Consider the following 18,444-nt stretch of genomic DNA (forward strand, 5'->3'; position numbering starts at 1 on the left):
GGTGCGCACACCCGGCCAGTGGGCAGAGGTGAAGGGGCAGAGGAGTCAACGGTGCCGGAGGGCGATTCCGTCTACAGGGCGGCCGCACGGGTCCACCGGGCGCTGGCCGGGCGGACCCTGGACAGGACCGAGCTCCGGGTTCCCCGGTTCGCGGCCGTGGATCTGCGGGGCAGGACCGTGGTGGCCGCCCGGTCTCGGGGCAAGCACCTCTTCGTCGTCGTCGGCCCCGACGCGCAGGGTCGGGACCCGGTCACCCTCCATATCCACCTGAAGATGGAAGGCCGCATCCACATCCACAAGGCGGGGGAGCGGTGGCGGTTCCCCGCGCACACCGTCCGGTTGCTCCTGCGCGCCGACGAGGTCGAGGTGGTGGGTACCGAACTCGGGTTGCTGCGCGCGCTGGATCCGGCAGAGGCCACCCGGGCGGTCGACCACCTCGGCCCCGACCTGTTGGGGCAGGACTGGGACCCGGACGCCAGCGTCGCCGAGGTGATCCGGCGGATCAGCGAGAGGCCGTCCCGGACGATCGGGGAGGCCCTGTTGGACCAGCGCAATCTCGCCGGCATCGGCACCGTGTACCGCGCCGAACTGTGCTTCCTCAGGGGCCTCGACCCGCGGGAGCCGGTGGAGTCGGTGCCGGACCTGCGCGCCGTGGTTGTGCTCGCCCGGCGGATGCTTCTCGCCAACGCCGACCGCGCGGTCCGGGTGACCACCGGGGACACGCGACGCGGGCGGGAGTTGTGGGTGTACGGGCGGGACGGTAAGCCGTGCCGCAGGTGCGGGACCGAGGTGGAGACGTTCCGACTGGGTGGTCTCGCCGACCCGGATGAGCCGAGCGATTCGCTCGATCGCATCGCCTACCGCTGCCCGTCGTGTCAGCCGGCGCGTGCCACACTGGGGCCATCGCCAACGGAGGAGAACCTGTGACCGACCGCAACACGATCCTGATCACCGGAGCCAGCGCTGGACTCGGCGAGGGCATGGCCCGTCGCTGGGCCGCACAGGGCAAGAATCTGGCGTTGTGCGCCCGGCGTCTCGAGCGACTCCAAGAACTCCGCGCCGAACTGCTGGCGGCCAACCCCTCGATCACGGTGGCGGTCCGCGAACTCGACGTGGCCGACGGCGACGCGGTGGAGCGGGTGTTCGCCGAGCTCGACGCGGAGCTCGGGGGGATCGACCGCTTCGTCCTCAACGCAGGTCTGGGGAAAGGTGCGTCCATCGGTACGGGGAAGGCGCACGCCAACCGGGAGACCGCGATGGTCAACGTGATCGGCACCCTCAACCAGGCCGAGGCAGCGATGGAGCTCATGCACACGCGGGGTGAGGGGCACCTGGTGTTCATCTCGTCCGTGAGCTCGCTGCGCGGCATGCCCAAAGCCCAGAACACGTACGGCGCCACCAAGGCGTTCGTCTCCTCGCTGGCGCAGGGCCTGCACGCCGAGCTCGACAGCGCCGGCAGCCGCATCAAGGTCACCGACATCCTCCCCGGGTACATCCGCACCGACATCAACCGGTCGGTCAAGACCTCGCTCATGACCGAATTCGACGAGGGCGTTGACGCGCTGGTCAAGACGATCGACGCCGAACCCACTCGATCGCTCGTCCCGGCCAAGCCCTGGAAGGCGATCGGCCCCCTTCTGACGCTTCTTCCGGAGAAGGTCAGCCGCAGGTTCGTCTGACCGGTGCTCCCGCCCGCCCGTACCGGAGTGGTGACGGGTCAGAAGGGCGGCGGGTTGAGGATGTCGTCGAGCAGGACCTGGACGTCGTGCTCGACCGTGCTGAAGACCGGCGCGTTGCGCTCCCACCAACGGCTCCGGCCGCTGGGCCGGGTGTCGACCGGGCCGGTCGCGCGGGCGCGCTCGGAGTCCAGGCGGGTCGCTCGGCGTGTCCAGTAGTTGGGCTCCGGGCGTGTGACACCGCCCGTGGTGGTCGGGTCCGGGTTGCGCTGTTGCTGTCTGTCCCAGGCGCGGGATTCACTGCGGGCGACCTCGCGGCGGTAGGCCCCGAGCGGCCCGGATGGTCGGGTCGTCATGGTCGCCCCATCCGGGGTGGTGACGGTGAGAGTGCCATCGGGTTGCAGGACGTAAGTCCAGTCGGAGAACGTCTTGAACCGGTGATGACGCCGACACAGACACATCAGGTTGCACTCTTCGGTGGGTCCGCCCCGGGCGGGGTCGGCGTGGTCGAAGGGTCGGACATGATCAATGTCGCAGTCATCGGCTGGTACCGCACAACCGGGATGGCGGCAGGTGCCGTCGCGCAGCCTGATGCGGCGGGCCAACTCGGCACCGGGCCGGTACTTCAGGGCGCGGCGGGCGTCGTCGGCGGCGCCGATACGGGGGTCGACCTTCTCGAAGCTGGCCCCGTCGCTCGTGACCAGCATGTCCAGAAGAGCCTGCAGTGCCGCTTCGCCGGTGCGGGTGAACTCCACCCGCGCCCCGTCGTCGTCGCAGGCGCCGCTGTTGCCCGCAGCGCTGTCGCCCGCACCGCTGTTGCCGGGGCTGCCGGGGGCGATCACGGTGACCTTGGGCCGCAACGGCGCAGCGGGTTGGTTCTGGCTGCCAGTGCGCAGGCTGTCGCCGCACACCAGGGACAGCAGGGCATCGGCGCGGCGTTCGGTCTTGGAATAGTGATAGTCCGAGTCGGAGTCGGAGTCCGGGTCCTGCTCCGAGCCCGATTCGCCGGTGGCCTCAGCGGCGGCAGCGCTCGCCGCGGCAGCGTCGGCCTCGGCGGCGGCGTCGGCCTCGGCGGCGGCGTGTTCGGCAGCGCGCTGGTCGATCGCCTCGGCGAGGACCGCGGCCTCCTCGGACGCCAGAATGGCCGACACGGTGGACATGCCGTCCGCACCCTTGTTGATGCGCACACCGCGGGCACGGCTGGCGTCCTCCCTGCGCCTCCGGATTCCGTCGGCGTCGTAGCGGGTGATGATCGCGTCCACCGCATCGCGGACCGCTCGCCGCCCGAGGCGTTCGCCGGCTTCCGTCGCGGCCAGATAGTCGTCGACGACGTCCTGCTGCACCTGCGGAAGCACTTCGGGGTCGACGGTGGCCATCTGGCGGGCCAGCAGTTCGGCCGCGCGCTGGTCGAGGCGACCCGCGGCCAGGGCTGCGAGAACGGCGGGGTAGCGCTGGTGCAGGTCCGCGGCGAACGAGAGCATCGATTCGGCTCTCAGGGCGGAGATGGCCATCGCCGCCACCACATATCCGGTTGCCACGTCGAACGGGTCGACCACCGCGTGACCGGGTGGGACATCCTGGCCGGCGCCTGCGCCTGCGCCTGAGTCGTCGCGGCGCTGGCATTCCAGCAGCAGGTCGTAACAGGCAGACAGCCGCTGGGCGGAGGCGCGATTCTCGGCCGCCCACCCGGCACGGGCCGAGGCGGTCAGCCCGGTCAACGAATCGACATCGGAGGAACTGTGGGAGGAGGGGCCGTCGGAACTGTGGGAGGAGGGACCTTCGCCAACGTCCATGCCGCACCTCCGAAGCTATCCATCTCCGTCACCTGAATCGAATGTACGTTCTATTATACGTACACACGTTCGAACACGCAAGGGTCTGCTGCGGGCCCTCCGTCCGGGAATGCAGCGGAGGAAGGCACCGGGGTAGTCGCAGCTCAGGTCGTGATTCGGGGCTCCGGGCCCACCACGTCGAAGAGCATCGCCGTGAACTGTCCATGGGTCTCGAGCTTCTGGCGGTGGAGACGGAGTCGGCGGGGCAACAGTGGGCGCCCGGAGCCGAGGACGACCGGACACTGGTGGATCCAGACCCGGTCCAACAGTGCCCGGTCGGCGAACTGGCCGGCGAGGTCACCGCCCCCGACGATCCAGACGTCCCCGCCGTCCGCGGCCTCGACCAGGAGAGTGTGCAGGTCGCCGACGTCACCGGCGAAGAACTCGACGCCGTCGACGGGATCGAGATCGCGGTGGGTGACCACCCAGCTCGGCACGGTGTACGGCCAGACGAACGGTTGGCCGTCCTTCGTCAGGTCGCGGCGGACCCACTCGAAGGTGTTGACGCCACAGACGATCGAACCGACGCCGGAGTAGAAGCGGTCGAAGTGGAGGTCGGGGAGGGTGGGGTCCAACTCGGTCGGTGTGTACCCCGCGGGGTCGGCCTCACCGGAGGTCGTGAACAGCCAGGAGAGGCTCTCCTCGTCGTCGGCGATGTACCCGTCCAGACTCGTTGCGGTGCAGTAGACAGTGCCCATACGACCATGCTCGCACCCGGCTACGACACCGCCGGGCGGAACGGTCCCGGCTCAGCGGCGACCGCGTGCCTCGCGGTAGATCTCGACGAGAGAATCCGTCGAGGAGTCGAAGCCCTCCCCGGGGTGCTTCTCCGCGGTCAGAGCGGTCAGGAGCTCACCGGCCTGAGCCTTGCCCAGTTCGACCCCCCACTGATCGAACGCGTTGATGCCCAACACGGCGGCCTGGACGAACACCACGTGCTCGTAGAGAGCGATGAGCTGCCCGAGCACCCCGGGCGAGAGCGACGGCGCGAGGATCGTGGTGGACGGCCGGTTGCCGGGCATCACCTTGTGCGGCGCGAGCGCGGGGTCGACGCCCTCGGCGAGCACCTCGTCCTCCGTCTTGCCGAACGCGAGCACACGGGACTGGGCGAACAGGTTGGCCACGAGCATGTCGTGCATCGATCCGGCGCCGTCGGCGGTGGGCAGGTCCGAGACCGGGCGGGCGACCCCGATGAAGTCCACCGGCACGAGTTGGGTGCCCTGGTGCAGCAGTTGGAAGAAGGCGTGTTGGCCGTTGGTGCCGGGCTCGCCCCAGTAGACCTCACCGGTGGGGTAGGAGACGTCGGAGCCGTCGAGCCGGACCGACTTGCCGAGGGACTCCATGGTCAGTTGCTGCAGGTAGGCGGGGAACCGCAGGAGGCCCTGGGCGTAGGGGATCACGGCCTTGGACTGGGCCCCGAGGAAGCAGGTGTACCAGATGCCGAGCAGGGCCATGAGGACCGGCGCGTTGTGCTCGGGTGCCTCGGTCGCGAAGTGGAGATCCATGGCGTGGAACCCCTCGAGGAGCTCGACGAACGACGGCGGACCCACCGTGATCATCACCGACAGGCCGATCGCCGACGACACCGAGTAACGGCCCCCGACCCAGTCCCAGAACTCGAACATATTGTCCGCCGCGATCCCGAACTCGGCCACCGCCTCGGTGGCCGTCGACACCGCCACGAAGTGGGAGGAGATCGCCTCCTCTGACCCGAGGGCCTCGACGAAGTGCCGACGCGCCGCGTGGGCGTTGGCCATGGTCTCCTGGGTGGTGAAGGTCTTGGAGGCGACCACCACCAGCGTGGTCGCGGGGTCGACCTCGGCGAGCACGGCCGAGAGGTCGGCGGGGTCCACGTTGGAGACGTACCGTGCGCTGATGCCCGCGGTCTGCAGGTGGTGCAGGGCCTTGTCGACCATCACGGGTCCGAGGTCGGAGCCACCGATGCCGATGTTGACCACGGTGTCGATCCGCGCGCCCGTGTGCCCGGTCCATTCGCCGGACCGGACGCGGTCGGCGAAGTCGGCCATCCGGGAGAGGACCGAGTGGACGTCGGCCACCACGTCACGCCCGTCGACGACGAGTTCGGCCTCGGCCGGGAGACGGAGCGCGGTGTGGAGGACCGATCGGTCCTCGGTCGTGTTGATCCGGTCGCCCCGGAACATCGCGGCCCGCTGCGCCGGCAGGCGCGCGGCGTGGGCCAACTCGGTCAGGGCGCTCATGACCTCGTCGGTGACCAGGTGCTTGGACAGGTCTACGTGCAGATCGCCCGCGGTGACCGCAAGGCGGCGACCTCGCTCCGGATCGGCGTCGAACAGCTCACGGAGGGTCACCTCGCCGATCGTCGGTACGAGATCCTCGATCGCCGACCACTGTGGTGTCGTGCTGATGTCCGTCATTGCCGCTCCTGCCCAGTCGTGCCGCCCGGGGATCGCCCGCCGTCCGTCTGCGAGGCTAGTCGGGAATACGGGGACCGCGCCGCCCGTTCCAGACACGTGACCCCCATGACTCCTCCAGCCCACCCCTCCGTCTCAGCCCAGGCGCAGCGACTGATCGAGCTGGGCGTGCCCGAGCTCGGCGGGATCACCGCCGGGCAGCTGCGAGACCACGCCACAGCTCTTCAAGTCGCCGCTCTCGCCGCCGCCGCCCCCGCCGCCGACCCCGCCGCCGACCCGGGGGCCGGTCGGCCGGTGCTGGCCGTCCATCCGTCGTTCGTGTCCGCCGCCCGACTCGCGACCCTGCTGCGCCGTGGTGGGAGGGCGGGCTTCGTCGTCGTCGACATGTCCGACCTGGCCGAGTTCACACCCACCGACGACGTCCGGGTGCCGGACGCCCCTTTCTATCTGGCCGGGGACGTGACACGCGACGACGACATGCTGGACTGGACCCCGACCGACGCGCACGCCGAGTACGCCCGGCGGGGGCGCACTCCGCTGACCATCTCCGAGGGGGTGAGCTGGCTGCTCCAGCAGCCGGAGACGCTCGAGCCCGGCAGGTGCTTCATGTGCATCGGATCGCGGAAGCGGAAGGCCGACGGAGGGCTGGACGCCCGGACCCCGGCGCTGTGGATCAGCGGGGGGACGGGCCGCGACGGCCGGGAGAACAAGGGCGCGCCGAAGGTGGGCTGGTGCTGGGCGAACAACCACCACACGTGGTTGGGGTTCGCCTCCACGGCCGGTCGGGTCGGTCGGGACTCAGCCCAGTCGCCCGCGACCGAGACGCAGGAGCATCCCGGCGAGGGTCTGCCCCTCCTGCCCGAGTGAGGAGAAGCGCTCGTAGACCTTGAGCTCGCGGGTGTGGACGAGCTTGGTGCCGCCGGACTGCATCCGCGTTCGACCGATGCGCTTGGAGATCTCGCTGCGACGGACTATCGCGTCCAGGATCTCGGCGTCCAACCGGTCGATCTCCAGTCGGAGTTCCTGGATCTGGGCCTCGGACAGCGGATCGTCCGTGCCGGCGGGGTCGGTGTTCATGCCGTGATTATCCCACTTGCTTCCGCGGAGGCCGCGCGACCGTCTAGTGTTTCCGCCCGTGGAGAACTTGAACTCGACTCTCGCGGACATCGGTTCCGTGATCTGGGGCCCCTTCGTCCTCATCCCGCTGCTCCTCGGCACGGGCCTATTCCTCACCATCCGCTTGAGGGCGCTGCAGTTCCGCAAGCTGGGGCCCGCGCTCCATCTCGGACTGGTCCGCCGTAGTGACGACGGTGGGGCGGGTGACATCACCCAGTACCAGGCGTTGACCACCGCGCTCGCCGCGACCGTCGGCGTGGGCAACATCGTCGGCGTGGCGACGGCGATCTCACTGGGAGGGCCGGGCGCGCTCTTCTGGATGTGGGTCACCGCCCTCGTGGGGATGGCCTCCAAGTACTCGGAGGCCTTCCTGGGTGTGCGGTACCGCGTCACCGACGCCCGCGGCGAGCAGTCCGGTGGTCCGCAGTACTACCTCCACCGGGGGTTCGCCGAGCTGTTCGGGAGGACCGGCGGCCGGGTGGGGCTGGTCCTGTCGATCGTCTTCGCCGTCTTCGCCGTCCTGGCCAGCTTCGGCATCGGCAACATGACGCAGGGCAACGCGGTGGCGGCCCAGCTCGACAACTCCTTCGGCGTCCCAGTGGTCGCCTCCGGCGTCATCCTGTTCGTCCTCACCGGTGCGGTCCTGCTCGGGGGCATCAAGGCCATCGGCCGGGTCACGGCCGGGTTCGTGCCTCTGATGATCGTGCTGTACCTGCTCGGCGGGATGGTCGTCCTGGTGCTCAACGCCGACGCGATCCCCGGGGCCTTCGGACAGATCTTCACGCAGGCCTTCTCCGGGACGTCCGCGGTCGGCGGCTTCGCGGGTGCCGCGATCATGTACGCCATCCAGATGGGCGTCGCGCGGGGCATCTTCTCCAACGAGTCCGGGATGGGCTCGGCGGCCATCGCGGCCGCGGCGGCCAAGACCACCCACCCGACCCGCCAGGGCCTGGTGTCGATGACCCAGACGTTCATCGACACCATCATCGTCGTCACCTTCACCGGTCTGGTGATCGTCACCTCCGGCGTGTGGGAGCGGGGCAGTGACACGGCCGGGACCATGACCGCCGACGCGTTCGCCGAGGCGATGCCGTACGGCGACAAGCTGGTGGCGGTGGCGATCGCGTTCTTCGCGTTCTCGACCATCCTCGGCTGGTCGTACTACGGCGAGCGGTGTGTCGAGCGACTCGTGGGCGCCGGGGGAGTCATCCCCTACCGGATGGTCTTCACCTGTGTGGTGTTCGTGGGTGCGGTCACCGAGCTCGAGGTGGTGTGGAACTTCGCGGACGTGATGAACGGACTGATGGCCATCCCGAACCTCATCGGCCTCCTGGTCCTCTCCGGCCTCATCGTGCGGGAGACGCGGTACTACCTGGACAACGATCCGACCCTGACGGCGACGGCCGCGCAGGTCGAGGAGTTCATGGGGGACCGTCCGCGCTGAGAACAGGGTGTCGGACCGGGTGGGTAGATTGGACGCCACGATGACCCACTCCGCCCCCGCCCCAGCCAGTCCCGCCGTCGGTCCCACCTCGCCGCACTCACCGCTCCTGGACGGACTCAACCCACAGCAGGCCGCCGCGGTCACGCACCGCGGCGGTCCGCTGTTGATCGTGGCCGGCGCGGGTTCCGGGAAGACCAGCGTGCTGACCAGGCGGATCGCGTACCTGCTGGCCGAGGGGGGCGCACACCCCGGGCAGATCCTCGCCATCACGTTCACCAACAAGGCCGCCGCGGAGATGCGGGAGCGGGTGTCGGCCCTGGTGGGGCCTCACGCCGAACGGATGTGGGTGGCCACGTTCCACTCGATCTGTGTGCGGATCCTGCGGGCCCAGTCCGCGCTGCTGGGCACGCGCAACTCCAACTTCACGATCTACGACTCGGACGATTCCCGTCGCCTGCTCGGCATGATCGCCAAGGAGCAGCACCTCGAGGTCAAGAAGTTCACGCCGCGGATGCTCGCCTCCGCCATCTCGAACCACAAGAACGAGCTGCGCGAGCCGTCGGAAGCCATGGACCGTGCGCTGGAGGACTCGGACCGGACCGGGCAGACCGTGGCGGCGGTGTTCACCGAGTACCAGGCGCGATTGCAGGCGGCCAACGCCTTCGACTTCGACGACCTGATCGGGGAGACCGTGGGGTTGCTGCGGTCGCACCCGGAGGTCGCGGCGTACTACCGGCGACGGTTCCGGCACGTCATGGTGGACGAGTACCAGGACACCAACCACGCCCAGTACATCCTGGTCCGGACGCTCGTCGGCGGAGCGGCCGGGACCGGGGACGACGCCGCGGCCGGGGTGGCACCGGCGGAGCTCTGCGTCGTGGGCGACGCGGACCAGTCGATCTACGCGTTCCGGGGCGCGACGATCCGCAACATCGAGGACTTCGAGCACGACTATCCAGACGCCCGGTCGATCCTGCTCGAGCAGAACTACCGCTCGACGCAGACGATCCTCTCCGCCGCCAACGCGGTGATCTCCCGGAACCCGGGCCGTCGGGAGAAGAACCTCTGGACCGACGAGGGAACCGGCGAGCTCCTCGTGGGCTACGTGGCGGACAACGAGCACGATGAGGCGCGGTTCATCGCCGGGGAGATCGACCGCCTGGTGGACTCCGGGGACGCCGGGTACTCCGACGTGGCCGTGTTCTACCGGACCAACAACTCCTCCCGGGTGATCGAGGACGTGTTCGTCCGTCTGGGCCTGCCCTACACGGTCGTCGGGGGCACGCGGTTCTACGAGCGCAAGGAGGTGCGCGACATCGTCGCGTACCTCAAGGTGCTCTCCAACCCTGACGACACGGTGGCGCTACGCCGCATCCTCAACACCCCTCGGCGGGGGATCGGGGACCGTGCGGAGGCGTGTGTGGCGGTCCATGCCGAACAGCGGGCCATCGGGTTCGGTGAGGCCCTGCGGGACGCTGCCGAGGGCAGGGTCGCGTTGCTGCCCACCCGCTCGGTCAAGGCGATCGCGGGGTTCGTCTCACTTCTCGACGAGCTCCGCGGGCGCTTGAGCGGCTCCGACCACGCCGGTGGCGAGGACTCGGCCCCCGACGTCGGCGCCCTGGTGGAGGCCGTGCTCGACCGGACCGGATACCGGGCCGAGTTGGAGGCCTCCAACGACCCGCAGGACGCGGCCCGCCTGGACAACCTGAACGAGCTGGTGGGCGTGGGGCGGGAGTTCTCCTCCGAGGCCGCGCTGCAGCGTTCGGCGCGCGAGCAGGGCTTCGGGGACGAGGACGCCGGGGACGCCGCGGGAGCGGTGGCCGACCAGGCCGACTCCGAGCTCGACGAGGGCATCGCCGAGCCCGGTTCGCTCGCGGCCTTCCTCGAGCGGGTCTCCCTGGTGGCGGACGCCGACCAGATCCCCGCCGAGGACCAGGGTCAGGTGACCCTCATGACCCTCCACACCGCCAAGGGGCTCGAATTCCCGGTGGTGTTCCTCGTGGGCATGGAGGACGGACTGTTCCCGCACATGCGCGCGCTCGGGGACCCGGCGGAGCTGTCCGAGGAGCGGCGGCTGGCGTACGTGGGCATCACCCGAGCGCGCACACGCCTCTACCTGACCCGCGCCATGATGCGCTCGTCATGGGGCCAGCCCATGACCAACCCCGGGTCGCGCTTCCTCGAGGAGATCCCGTCGGAGGCGATCGAGTGGCAGCGTGAGGAACCGACCGGCGGTGGCGGGTTCGGTGACGACGACTCGTACGCGCCGCGGCGCCGGTTCGGTGGTGGCGGCGGCACGGGCGGGGGTGGCTACGGCTCCGGCCGTGCGTTCGGCTCCGGGGGCGGCAAGTCGTCCGGGATTCCCCGGGCCAAGTCCTCCGCACCCGCCCTGGAGTTGGCGCCCGGAGATCGCGTCACGCACGACAAGTACGGTCTCGGCAAGGTTCTGAGCTGCGACGGCAGCGGGCCGCGGGCCACGGCGACGATCGACTTCGGCGCGTCGGGAAAGGTGCGCCTGATGCTCATCGGGGGAGTCCCGATGCAGAAGCTCTAGGGGAAGTCTCCCGTACGGGCGCTCAGAACTCGGGGGTCGGTCCGGGACCGGGCCGGGCGGACGTCAGGAACGAACGCTGACGAGCCGACCCGGCTGACCGGGTCCTGCCGTGGACGACTGCCCAGGTGGGAGGTCAGCTCCCGAAGATGTTGGAGGTCGAGCCCTCCACGCTGCCGGCGCCCGCGAGATGGATGCCGTGCTGGGCCAGCCAGATGACCGGGTCGACGTGCTGGGTGCCGCCGTTGAGCAGCACCTCGAAGTGAAGGTGGGACCCCGTCGAGAAGCCCATGTTGCCCATGCCGGCGATCTTCTGGCCGGCGTAGACGCGCTCACCCTCGCGGACGTCGAGCGACTCCATGTGGCCGTAGACGGTCATCGTGCCGTCGTCCGACATGATCCGGATCCAGTTGCCGTAACCCTGGGCGGGGCCCGAGTCGATCACGACGCCGTCGGTCGCCGCGAGGATTGGGGTGCCGTTGGCGTTGGCGATGTCGATGCCGGCGTGCATCGCACCCCAGCGCATCCCGAACCCCGAGGTGAAGGTGCCCACGGCGGGGAGAGCGACCTTCGGGCGCCGGGCCTGCTCCTCGGCGATCTCCCGCTGTGTGTTGATCTCGGTGCCGGCGTAGAGCATGGCCGACTGAGCGTTCTCCGACTCCGCATCGAGAGTCGACACGACCACGGGCTCGGGGAGAGAGGGAGTGGCGGGGGTGGAGGTCGACGGCGCGTCGGACGCACCGGTCGCCGGTGCCGCCTCACCGTTGGCGAGGAGGGCGATGTCGCCGGCCTCGGCGGAGTGGGTGCCCGCGAAGTCCATGACGGACCCTGCGGAGGCGGCGGACACCGCGGCGCCGGCGGCGACGGCCAGGACGGCGGCGCGCCCACGAAGGGCGTGCGGGGGAGCGGGGAGACGGTGACGCCCTCCGCTGTGTGCTCCGGAGGCGGGTACGACGACAGGAGTCGCTGGTGGTACGTGCTGCGACTCGTTCTTCACCGGTGGCGTTTCCCCTCTGAGGTCGTGCTGTGATCTTTCCGTGATCAAGACGTCCCCCAAAGTAACGGATCGGCAACGGTGCCGCAAGGTAACGGGCCGTCCGATGGGGAGGGGTGGATCACACCGGTGTGACTCCAGTTGTCGAGGGGCTTGGAGTGAAGTGTCGTGTCGCGTGTGGCGGCCTGAGTGGCCTAGTGGCCCCGGGGATCTGTGACCCGACACACACGTCTACCCCCAGGGTGCGACGGGCGACACACTGCCCGCTTAGGATGAGGGTTGACTCGGCTTTCAACAGGGCCGGGCGAATCTACCCACGTCAAGATGGTGAGCTGATGGATCTCTTTGAATACCAGGCAAAGGCTCTTTTCGCGAAGCATGACGTCCCCACCACCCCGGGGCGCGTCGCGGATACCGCGGAGGAGGCCGAGAAGGTCGCGGCCGAGATCGGCAAGCCTGTCGTCGTCAAGGCGCAGGTCAAGGTCGGAGGCCGTGGCAAGGCCGGCGGCGTGAAGCTGGCGGAGGACGCCACCGAAGCGCGTGCGCGGGCCGAGGACATCCTTGGCCTGGACATCAAGGGCCACATCGTCAAGAAGCTCCTCGTGGCCGAGGCCAGCGACATCGCGGAGGAGTACTACATCTCCTTCGTCCTCGATCGTTCCAACCGCAACTACCTCGCCATGTGCTCGGTCGAGGGCGGCGTGGAGATCGAGCAGGTCGCCGAGGAGTCCCCGGACCGCCTCGCGCGGATCAACATCGACCCCACGGTCGGCGTCGACGTGGCCAAGGCACGCGAGATCGCGGCCGCCGGCCACCTCCCCGAGGAGGTGCTGGACGCGGCCGCCGTGACCATCGCCAAGCTGTACGAGGTGTTCGTCAACGAGGACGCCACCCTCGTCGAGGTCAACCCGCTCGTTCGTACCCCGAACGACGAGATCCTCGCGCTGGACGGCAAGGTCACCCTGGACGAGAACGCCGAGTTCCGTCACAAGGAGATGTTCGCTGACTTCGCCGACGCCGGCACCACGGACCCGCTCGAGCAGAAGGCCGCGGAGAACGACCTCAACTACGTCAAGCTCGACGGTCAGGTCGGCATCATCGGCAACGGCGCCGGGCTGGTCATGTCCACGCTGGACGTCGTCGCCTACGCCGGCGAGAACCACGGGGGCGTCAAGCCCGCCAACTTCCTCGACATCGGCGGCGGCGCCTCGGCCGAGGTCATGGCCAACGGGCTCGACGTGATTCTCGGCGACGAGCAGGTCAAGAGCGTCTTCGTCAACGTGTTCGGTGGCATCACCGCCTGTGACGCGGTGGCCAACGGCATCGTCAAGGCCCTGGAGATGCTGGGCGACGAGGCCAACAAGCCGCTGGTCGTCCGCCTGGACGGCAACAACGTCGAGGAGGGTCGCAAGATCCTCGCCGACGCCAACCACCCGCTCGTGACCCTGGCCGACAACATGGACTCCGGCGCCGACAAGGCCGCCGAGCTGGCCTCCAAGTAGGAAGAGTAGGAACAACCAGATATGTCGATCTTCCTTAACTCAGGCAGCAAGGTCATCGTCCAGGGCATCACCGGCGGTGAGGGCACCAAGCACACCGCCCGCATGCTCGCGGCCGGGACCCAGGTCGTCGGTGGCGTCAACGCCCGCAAGGCCGGCACCACCGTGGCCCACAAGGACGCCGACGGCAACGACGTCGAGCTCCCCGTGTTCGGCAGCGTCTCCGAGGCCATGGAGGCCACCGGTGCCGACGTGACGATCCTCTTCGTCCCGCCGCCGTTCACCAAGGACGCCATCATCGAGGCCATCGACGCGGAGATCCCGCTGGCCGTGGTCATCACCGAGGGCGCCCCGGTCCTGGACACCGCCGACGCGTGGAACTACAACGTGGCCAAGGGCAACAAGACCCGCATCATCGGCCCCAACTGCCCGGGCATCATCACGCCGGGCGAGTCGCTGGTCGGCATCACTCCGGCCAACATCGCCGGTAAGGGCCCGATCGGACTCGTGTCCAAGTCGGGCACCCTGACCTACCAGATGATGTACGAGCTCGCCAACTACGGCTTCTCGACCGCCATCGGTATCGGCGGCGACCCGATCATCGGTACCACGCACATCGACTGCATCGAGGCCTTCGAGAACGATCCGGAGACCAAGGTCATCGTGATGATCGGCGAGATCGGCGGCGACGCCGAGGAGCGTGCGGCCGATTACATTAAGGACAACGTCACCAAGCCGGTCGTCGGCTACGTGGCGGGCTTCACGGCTCCCGAGGGCAAGACCATGGGCCACGCCGGCGCCATCGTGTCGGGCTCCGCGGGTACCGCGCAGGCCAAGCAGGACGCCCTCGAGGCCGCCGGTGTCAAGGTCGGCAAGACGCCGTCCGCGACCGCGGCGCTCGCCAAGGAGATCCTCGACGCCATGTGATCCACCCGCGGCAGTCCTCCGGGCCGCCGCGAGTGAGCGTTCCCCGACCCCCGCCCATCCCCGGATGGCGGGGGTCGCGGCGTGCCGGGGGCGGGCGTGGGTGGGCGGGTCTCTACGGTGGCAGGGTGAGTCCTCCACGTGTCATCCGGCCCGCCGCGAGACGGACCCCGGCGGGCGCCCGATCGCTGCTGTGGACGGCAGCGGCCGCTGCGCTCCCCGTCATCGTCACCGTCCTGGTCCTCGCTGCCGTCACGCTGGCGATTTTGGTGTTCACCGCGCGAGGGTTCGACTCGCTGTTCGCGGTAGTCGCAGTGGAGTGGCTGGTGGTCAACCGTGTGCCGCTCACCGTGGACGCGGTGTCCCTGGGCTTCCTGCCCCTGCTCCCGCCGTTGATCTACGTCGCGGTCCTGGCTCGGCAGACCCGCGCGGTGCTGGCAGATGTCGAGGAGCCCGGTCCGCGCGAGGCCGCCGCCGCCGTGGCGGGTGTGACGCTGGCGGGGTTGCTGCTGACGGGTCTGGCCTCGCTGCTCGTCGGGTCCGCAGCCTCGGATTTCGCCGTGCGAGAGGCCTCCCTGTCGACGGCACTGCTCTGGACGTCGGCAGTGGCCTTGGTCGGATCCGGCTCGGGGGTGTGGCTGTACTTCCGTCGGGATCTCCGAGAGATCCTGCCGCTCTGGGTGCGCGGTGGGATCCATCTGGGGTCGGCGTTCGTGGCGGCAGTCTGGGCCATCGCCTCGATCCTCCTGCTGATCGGTCTCCTGGCCGCGTGGGGGCCGGTCGGTTCGGTCCTGGAGATCGGCAAGGATTTCACGGGCACCGCGGCGCTCGCGGCGATCTCCATCGCCTACCTGCCCAACGTCGTCATGGCCGCGGCCACCCTCGCGGTCGGCGGCGAGGCCCACCTCGGGGAGGCCTCGTACAGTGTGTTCGCCGTGTCCCGGGGGCCGATGCCCGAGATCCCGCTCGCGGCGGCGCTGCCCACGACGGATCCGCACTGGACGATGCAGGCGCTGCTGTTGGTGACGGTACTCGTGGCGGCCGGGCTCGCCCGTGCGGTCGCGCACTGGTTCCGCACCACCGCCGACGCGGTCAAGGCCGCGTGGCTGGCCGCCGCGATCGTCGCACTCGTCGTGGCCGTCAGCCCGGTCGTGGCGGGTGGCGAACTCGGGGTGCTCGGCACGGTGGGAACCGGGTCGCTGATCGCCGCGGGGACCGCGCTGGCGATCTTCGGTGTGATCGGTTCCGCCACGATCGCACTGTCCCTCGCCGGCCTCACGCGGCGCCGCGAGCGAGCGGAGAGTGAGCTCGAGCGTCGGCGCCGCCGCGCCGGGACGGCACCCGGGGAAGAGACGGAGCCGGAACCGGAGGTCGGGGCGGGGACGGAACCGGAACCGTCGCAGGCGGGACCTGACGACGTGCCCGAAAGTGAGGACATCCCGGGGGAGGGCGGGCCCGACGACGACGTGTCCGACGGTGATGAAACCGACAGGGACGGGTCCGACGGCGACGGGTCCGACGGCGACGGGTTCGACGAAGACGACGAGTCCGACGGCGATAGGTCCGACGACGACGAGGTGCCGGATCTCCGTCCCGATTCCCCCGACTCCGCGAGCGCGACGGCGCCGGACTCCGGCGGAGTGCACGAGGGGGACGGGGAGGGCGCCGCGGAAGACGGCGTAGCGGCAGTCGAAGCCGAGGTGCCCGGGGAGAGCCATGACGAGCGCCCGAAGGCCTCCGACTAGACTGCGACCCGTGCCCGGGAATCCTGCGGGCAGGTGGATCGACGGGCGGGAGCGTAGGACGTGGACAGTTCCGAGTCCGGAGCACCCTGCCAGGTCGTACTCCTGGCCTCCGGTGCCGGCACGCTCGCGCAGAGCGTCCTGGACTCGTCCGGCGGGGCCGACTGCCCCTACCGGGTGGTCGGCCTGGTCTCCGACCGCGACTGCGAGGCCGTGGCCCGCGCCCGGACCGCCGGACTGCCCACCGCGGTCGTCCGGCCCGCCGACCACCCCGACCGCCCGTCCTGGGACCGTGCGCTGACCGACGCGGTGCGCGGGTTCTCACCGGACTGGGTCGTCTCCGCGGGCTTCATGCGGATCCTCGGCGAGGCGTTCCTCGGTGAGTTCGCCGGGCGCGTGGTCAACACCCATCCGGCCCTGCTGCCGTCCTTCCCCGGCGCCCACGCGGTGCGGGACGCACTCGCCTACGGGGTGAGGGTCACCGGATGCACCGTCCACCTGGTCGACGCCGGGGTGGACACGGGTCCGGTGATCGCCCAGTGCGCCGTCGACGTCCTCCCCGACGACACCGAGGCGTCCCTCCACGAACGAATCAAGGTCGTCGAGCGCGAGCTGCTCGTCGACATCCTCGCGGCCGCCGCCCGTGGCCGACTCCACACCGAAGGTCGAAAGGTGCACCTATCGTGACCGACTCCCGCAGGCCCGTTCGCCGTGCGCTCATCAGCGTCTACGACAAGACCGGACTCGAGGACTTCGCGCGGGGTCTGGCGGCCGCCGGCGTCGAGATCGTGTCGACCGGTTCCACCGCTCAGCGCATCGCGGCCGCGGGGGTCGCGGTGACGCCCGTCGAGGACCTGACCGGGTTCCCCGAATGCCTCGAGGGTCGGGTCAAGACCCTGCACCCGCGGGTCCACGCGGGCATCCTGGCCGACACGCGCAAGCCGGAACACCTCGAGCAGATCGCTGAACTCGGTGTGCAGCCGTTCGAGCTCGTCGTCGTCAACCTCTATCCCTTCACCGACACCGTCGCCTCCGGCGCGGACTATGACGCGTGCGTGGAGCAGATCGACATCGGTGGCCCGTCCATGGTCCGCGCGGCGGCCAAGAACCACCCGTCCGTCGCGGTGCTGGTGGACCCGGCCGGGTACGGCGAGGCACTGGACGCGGTGGCCGCTGGCGGATTCCCGCTGGAGGAGCGCCGACGGCTCGCCGCCGCCGCCTTCCGCCACACCGGCGCCTACGACGTCGCGGTGGCAACCTGGATGACGGAGCAGACCGCGACCCCCGCACAGGACGGCGCCGAGGGCTTCCCGGTGTGGCAGGGGCAGAGCCTCGACCTGGCCGCCACCCTGCGCTACGGCGAGAACCCGCACCAGAGCGCGGCCCTGTACACCGACTCCGCCGCCGCACCCGGCCTCGCCCAGGCCGAGCAGCTGCACGGCAAGGAGATGAGCTACAACAACTACGTCGACGGTGACGCCGCCTGGCGGTCCGCCTTCGACCACGCCGAGCCGTGCGTGGCGATCATCAAGCACGCCAACCCGTGCGGCATCGCTATCGACGCCGACATCGCCGCGGCCCACCGCGCCGCCCACGAGTGCGACCCCGTCAGCGCGTTCGGCGGGGTGATCGCCGCCAACCGTGAGGTGACCATGGAGATGGCCGAGCAGGTGGCCGAGATCTTCACCGAGGTGATCATCGCGCCCTCCTACGCCGACGGTGCCGTGGAGATCCTGCAGCGGAAGAAGAACATCCGGATCCTCGAGGCCACGGCGCCGGCGTCGGCGGAGCTCGAGCGCAAGCAGATCTCCGGCGGTGTGCTGGTACAGCAGCGCGACTCCCTGGACGCCCACGGTGATGTGACCGAGGGCTGGACCAAGGCGTGCGGCGCCGACGCCGATGAGCAGACCCTGCGCGACCTGCTGTTCGCGTGGCGTGCCTGCCGGGCGGTCAAGTCGAACGCCATCCTGTTGGTCCAGTCCGGTGCCACGGTCGGCGTGGGCATGGGTCAGGTCAACCGCGTGGACTCGGCCCGGCTCGCGGTACAGCGCGCGGGGGAGCGGGTGGCCGGGGCCGTGGCGGCGTCGGACGCGTTCTTCCCGTTCGCCGACGGGCTCGAGGTGCTCGCCGAGGCCGGGGTGCGCGCGGTGGTGCAGCCGGGCGGGTCCGTCCGGGACGCCGAGGTGATCGAGGCCGCCGAGAAGGCCGGGATCACGATGTACTTCACCGGCGCCCGGCACTTCTTCCACTGAGTCCGACGGTGCCGAGGTCGC

Annotated in this window: 15 protein-coding genes; 10 read left to right on the forward strand and 5 right to left on the reverse strand. The window is 70.0% G+C overall.

The genetic code is table 11. The annotated features are described in order from the left end of the window. Nucleotides 1-51 precede the first annotated feature (51 nt). Nucleotides 52-927: a DNA-formamidopyrimidine glycosylase family protein gene (locus ABIE38_RS10945; RefSeq protein ID WP_354056189.1), complete on the forward strand. Its 876-nt coding sequence runs from the start codon at nucleotides 52-54 to the stop codon at nucleotides 925-927. Beyond that, nucleotides 924-1,679, forward strand: coding sequence for an SDR family oxidoreductase (locus ABIE38_RS10950; protein ID WP_354056191.1), 756 nt, complete (start codon nucleotides 924-926; stop codon nucleotides 1,677-1,679). Before ABIE38_RS10945 ends, ABIE38_RS10950 begins: the two co-directional genes overlap by 4 nt. A gap of 38 nt (nucleotides 1,680-1,717) precedes the next feature. Here ABIE38_RS10950 and ABIE38_RS10955 read toward each other — a convergent pair whose 3' ends face one another. The 3 genes from ABIE38_RS10955 to pgi form a co-directional block, all read right to left on the reverse strand. Then, the gene (locus ABIE38_RS10955; protein WP_354056192.1) at nucleotides 1,718-3,469 is read right to left on the reverse strand and encodes an HNH endonuclease signature motif containing protein; all 1,752 of its coding nucleotides are present in this window, start codon (nucleotides 3,467-3,469) and stop codon (nucleotides 1,718-1,720) included. A 143-nt stretch (nucleotides 3,470-3,612) separates the two neighbouring features. After that, nucleotides 3,613-4,206 (reverse strand): dihydrofolate reductase family protein, encoded by a 594-nt coding sequence (locus tag ABIE38_RS10960; RefSeq protein ID WP_354056194.1) that lies wholly within the window; start codon nucleotides 4,204-4,206, stop codon nucleotides 3,613-3,615. Between the two features lie 51 nt (nucleotides 4,207-4,257). Further along, on the reverse strand, nucleotides 4,258-5,904 hold the full coding sequence (gene pgi, locus ABIE38_RS10965) for a glucose-6-phosphate isomerase (protein ID WP_354056196.1): 1,647 nt from the start codon (nucleotides 5,902-5,904) through the stop codon (nucleotides 4,258-4,260). A 105-nt stretch (nucleotides 5,905-6,009) separates the two neighbouring features. On the opposite strand from pgi, the gene ABIE38_RS10970 reads away from it, so the two are divergent. Next, nucleotides 6,010-6,768: a DUF5701 family protein gene (locus tag ABIE38_RS10970; RefSeq protein WP_354056198.1), complete on the forward strand. Its 759-nt coding sequence runs from the start codon at nucleotides 6,010-6,012 to the stop codon at nucleotides 6,766-6,768. Here the strand turns inward: ABIE38_RS10970 and ABIE38_RS10975 are convergent. Then, nucleotides 6,700-6,978: a chorismate mutase gene (locus tag ABIE38_RS10975; RefSeq protein ID WP_107746400.1), complete on the reverse strand. Its 279-nt coding sequence runs from the start codon at nucleotides 6,976-6,978 to the stop codon at nucleotides 6,700-6,702. The two genes, ABIE38_RS10970 and ABIE38_RS10975, sit on opposite strands and share 69 nt — an antisense overlap. A gap of 58 nt (nucleotides 6,979-7,036) precedes the next feature. On the opposite strand from ABIE38_RS10975, the gene ABIE38_RS10980 reads away from it, so the two are divergent. Together ABIE38_RS10980 and ABIE38_RS10985 are read left to right on the forward strand one after the other, a co-directional pair. Further along, nucleotides 7,037-8,461, forward strand: a complete 1,425-nt coding sequence (locus ABIE38_RS10980) for an alanine/glycine:cation symporter family protein (RefSeq protein WP_354056200.1) — start codon at nucleotides 7,037-7,039, stop codon at nucleotides 8,459-8,461. 40 nt (nucleotides 8,462-8,501) lie between these two features. Further along, on the forward strand, nucleotides 8,502-11,015 hold the full coding sequence (locus tag ABIE38_RS10985; RefSeq protein WP_354056202.1) for a UvrD-helicase domain-containing protein: 2,514 nt from the start codon (nucleotides 8,502-8,504) through the stop codon (nucleotides 11,013-11,015). A gap of 133 nt (nucleotides 11,016-11,148) precedes the next feature. Here the strand turns inward: ABIE38_RS10985 and ABIE38_RS10990 are convergent, their stop codons facing one another. After that, nucleotides 11,149-12,009: a M23 family metallopeptidase gene (locus ABIE38_RS10990; protein ID WP_354056204.1), complete on the reverse strand. Its 861-nt coding sequence runs from the start codon at nucleotides 12,007-12,009 to the stop codon at nucleotides 11,149-11,151. Nucleotides 12,010-12,341: 332 nt separating this feature from the next. Here ABIE38_RS10990 and sucC point away from each other — a divergent pair, with 332 nt between their 5' ends. The 5 genes from sucC (at nucleotide 12,342) to purH (ending at nucleotide 18,423) form a co-directional block, all read left to right on the forward strand. After that, nucleotides 12,342-13,508, forward strand: a complete 1,167-nt coding sequence (sucC, locus tag ABIE38_RS10995) for an ADP-forming succinate--CoA ligase subunit beta (RefSeq protein WP_182615772.1) — start codon at nucleotides 12,342-12,344, stop codon at nucleotides 13,506-13,508. A gap of 21 nt (nucleotides 13,509-13,529) precedes the next feature. Further along, nucleotides 13,530-14,432 carry a succinate--CoA ligase subunit alpha gene (sucD, locus tag ABIE38_RS11000; protein WP_354056206.1) on the forward strand — a complete coding sequence of 301 codons (903 nt, stop codon included), beginning with the start codon at nucleotides 13,530-13,532 and terminating at the stop codon, nucleotides 14,430-14,432. Between the two features lie 125 nt (nucleotides 14,433-14,557). After that, entirely contained in the window at nucleotides 14,558-16,174 is a 1,617-nt protein-coding gene (locus ABIE38_RS11005; protein WP_354056208.1) for a cell division protein PerM, read from the forward strand. Between the two features lie 60 nt (nucleotides 16,175-16,234). Further along, nucleotides 16,235-16,858, forward strand: a complete 624-nt coding sequence (gene purN, locus ABIE38_RS11010; protein ID WP_354056210.1) for a phosphoribosylglycinamide formyltransferase — start codon at nucleotides 16,235-16,237, stop codon at nucleotides 16,856-16,858. Next, on the forward strand, nucleotides 16,855-18,423 hold the full coding sequence (gene purH, locus ABIE38_RS11015; protein ID WP_354056212.1) for a bifunctional phosphoribosylaminoimidazolecarboxamide formyltransferase/IMP cyclohydrolase: 1,569 nt from the start codon (nucleotides 16,855-16,857) through the stop codon (nucleotides 18,421-18,423). Before purN ends, purH begins: the two co-directional genes overlap by 4 nt. Nucleotides 18,424-18,444: the final 21 nt, after the last annotated feature.

The sequence above is a fragment of the Dietzia sp. 2505 genome (assembly GCF_040546785.1).
GTDB lineage: Bacteria > Actinomycetota > Actinomycetes > Mycobacteriales > Mycobacteriaceae > Dietzia.

Excerpts from the sequence above, each read along its gene's own strand:
- ABIE38_RS10960 (WP_354056194.1), bottom strand. The coding sequence starts at position 4,206 with ATGGGCACTGTCTACTGCACCGCAACGAGTCTGGACGGGTACATCGCC.
- ABIE38_RS10985 (WP_354056202.1), top strand. The coding sequence starts at position 8,502 with ATGACCCACTCCGCCCCCGCCCCAGCCAGTCCCGCCGTCGGTCCCACC.
- sucC (WP_182615772.1), top strand. The coding sequence starts at position 12,342 with ATGGATCTCTTTGAATACCAGGCAAAGGCTCTTTTCGCGAAGCATGAC.
- ABIE38_RS10955 (WP_354056192.1), bottom strand. The coding sequence starts at position 3,469 with ATGGACGTTGGCGAAGGTCCCTCCTCCCACAGTTCCGACGGCCCCTCC.
- pgi (WP_354056196.1), bottom strand. The coding sequence starts at position 5,904 with ATGACGGACATCAGCACGACACCACAGTGGTCGGCGATCGAGGATCTC.
- sucD (WP_354056206.1), top strand. The coding sequence starts at position 13,530 with ATGTCGATCTTCCTTAACTCAGGCAGCAAGGTCATCGTCCAGGGCATC.
- ABIE38_RS10970 (WP_354056198.1), top strand. The coding sequence starts at position 6,010 with ATGACTCCTCCAGCCCACCCCTCCGTCTCAGCCCAGGCGCAGCGACTG.
- ABIE38_RS10975 (WP_107746400.1), bottom strand. The coding sequence starts at position 6,978 with ATGAACACCGACCCCGCCGGCACGGACGATCCGCTGTCCGAGGCCCAG.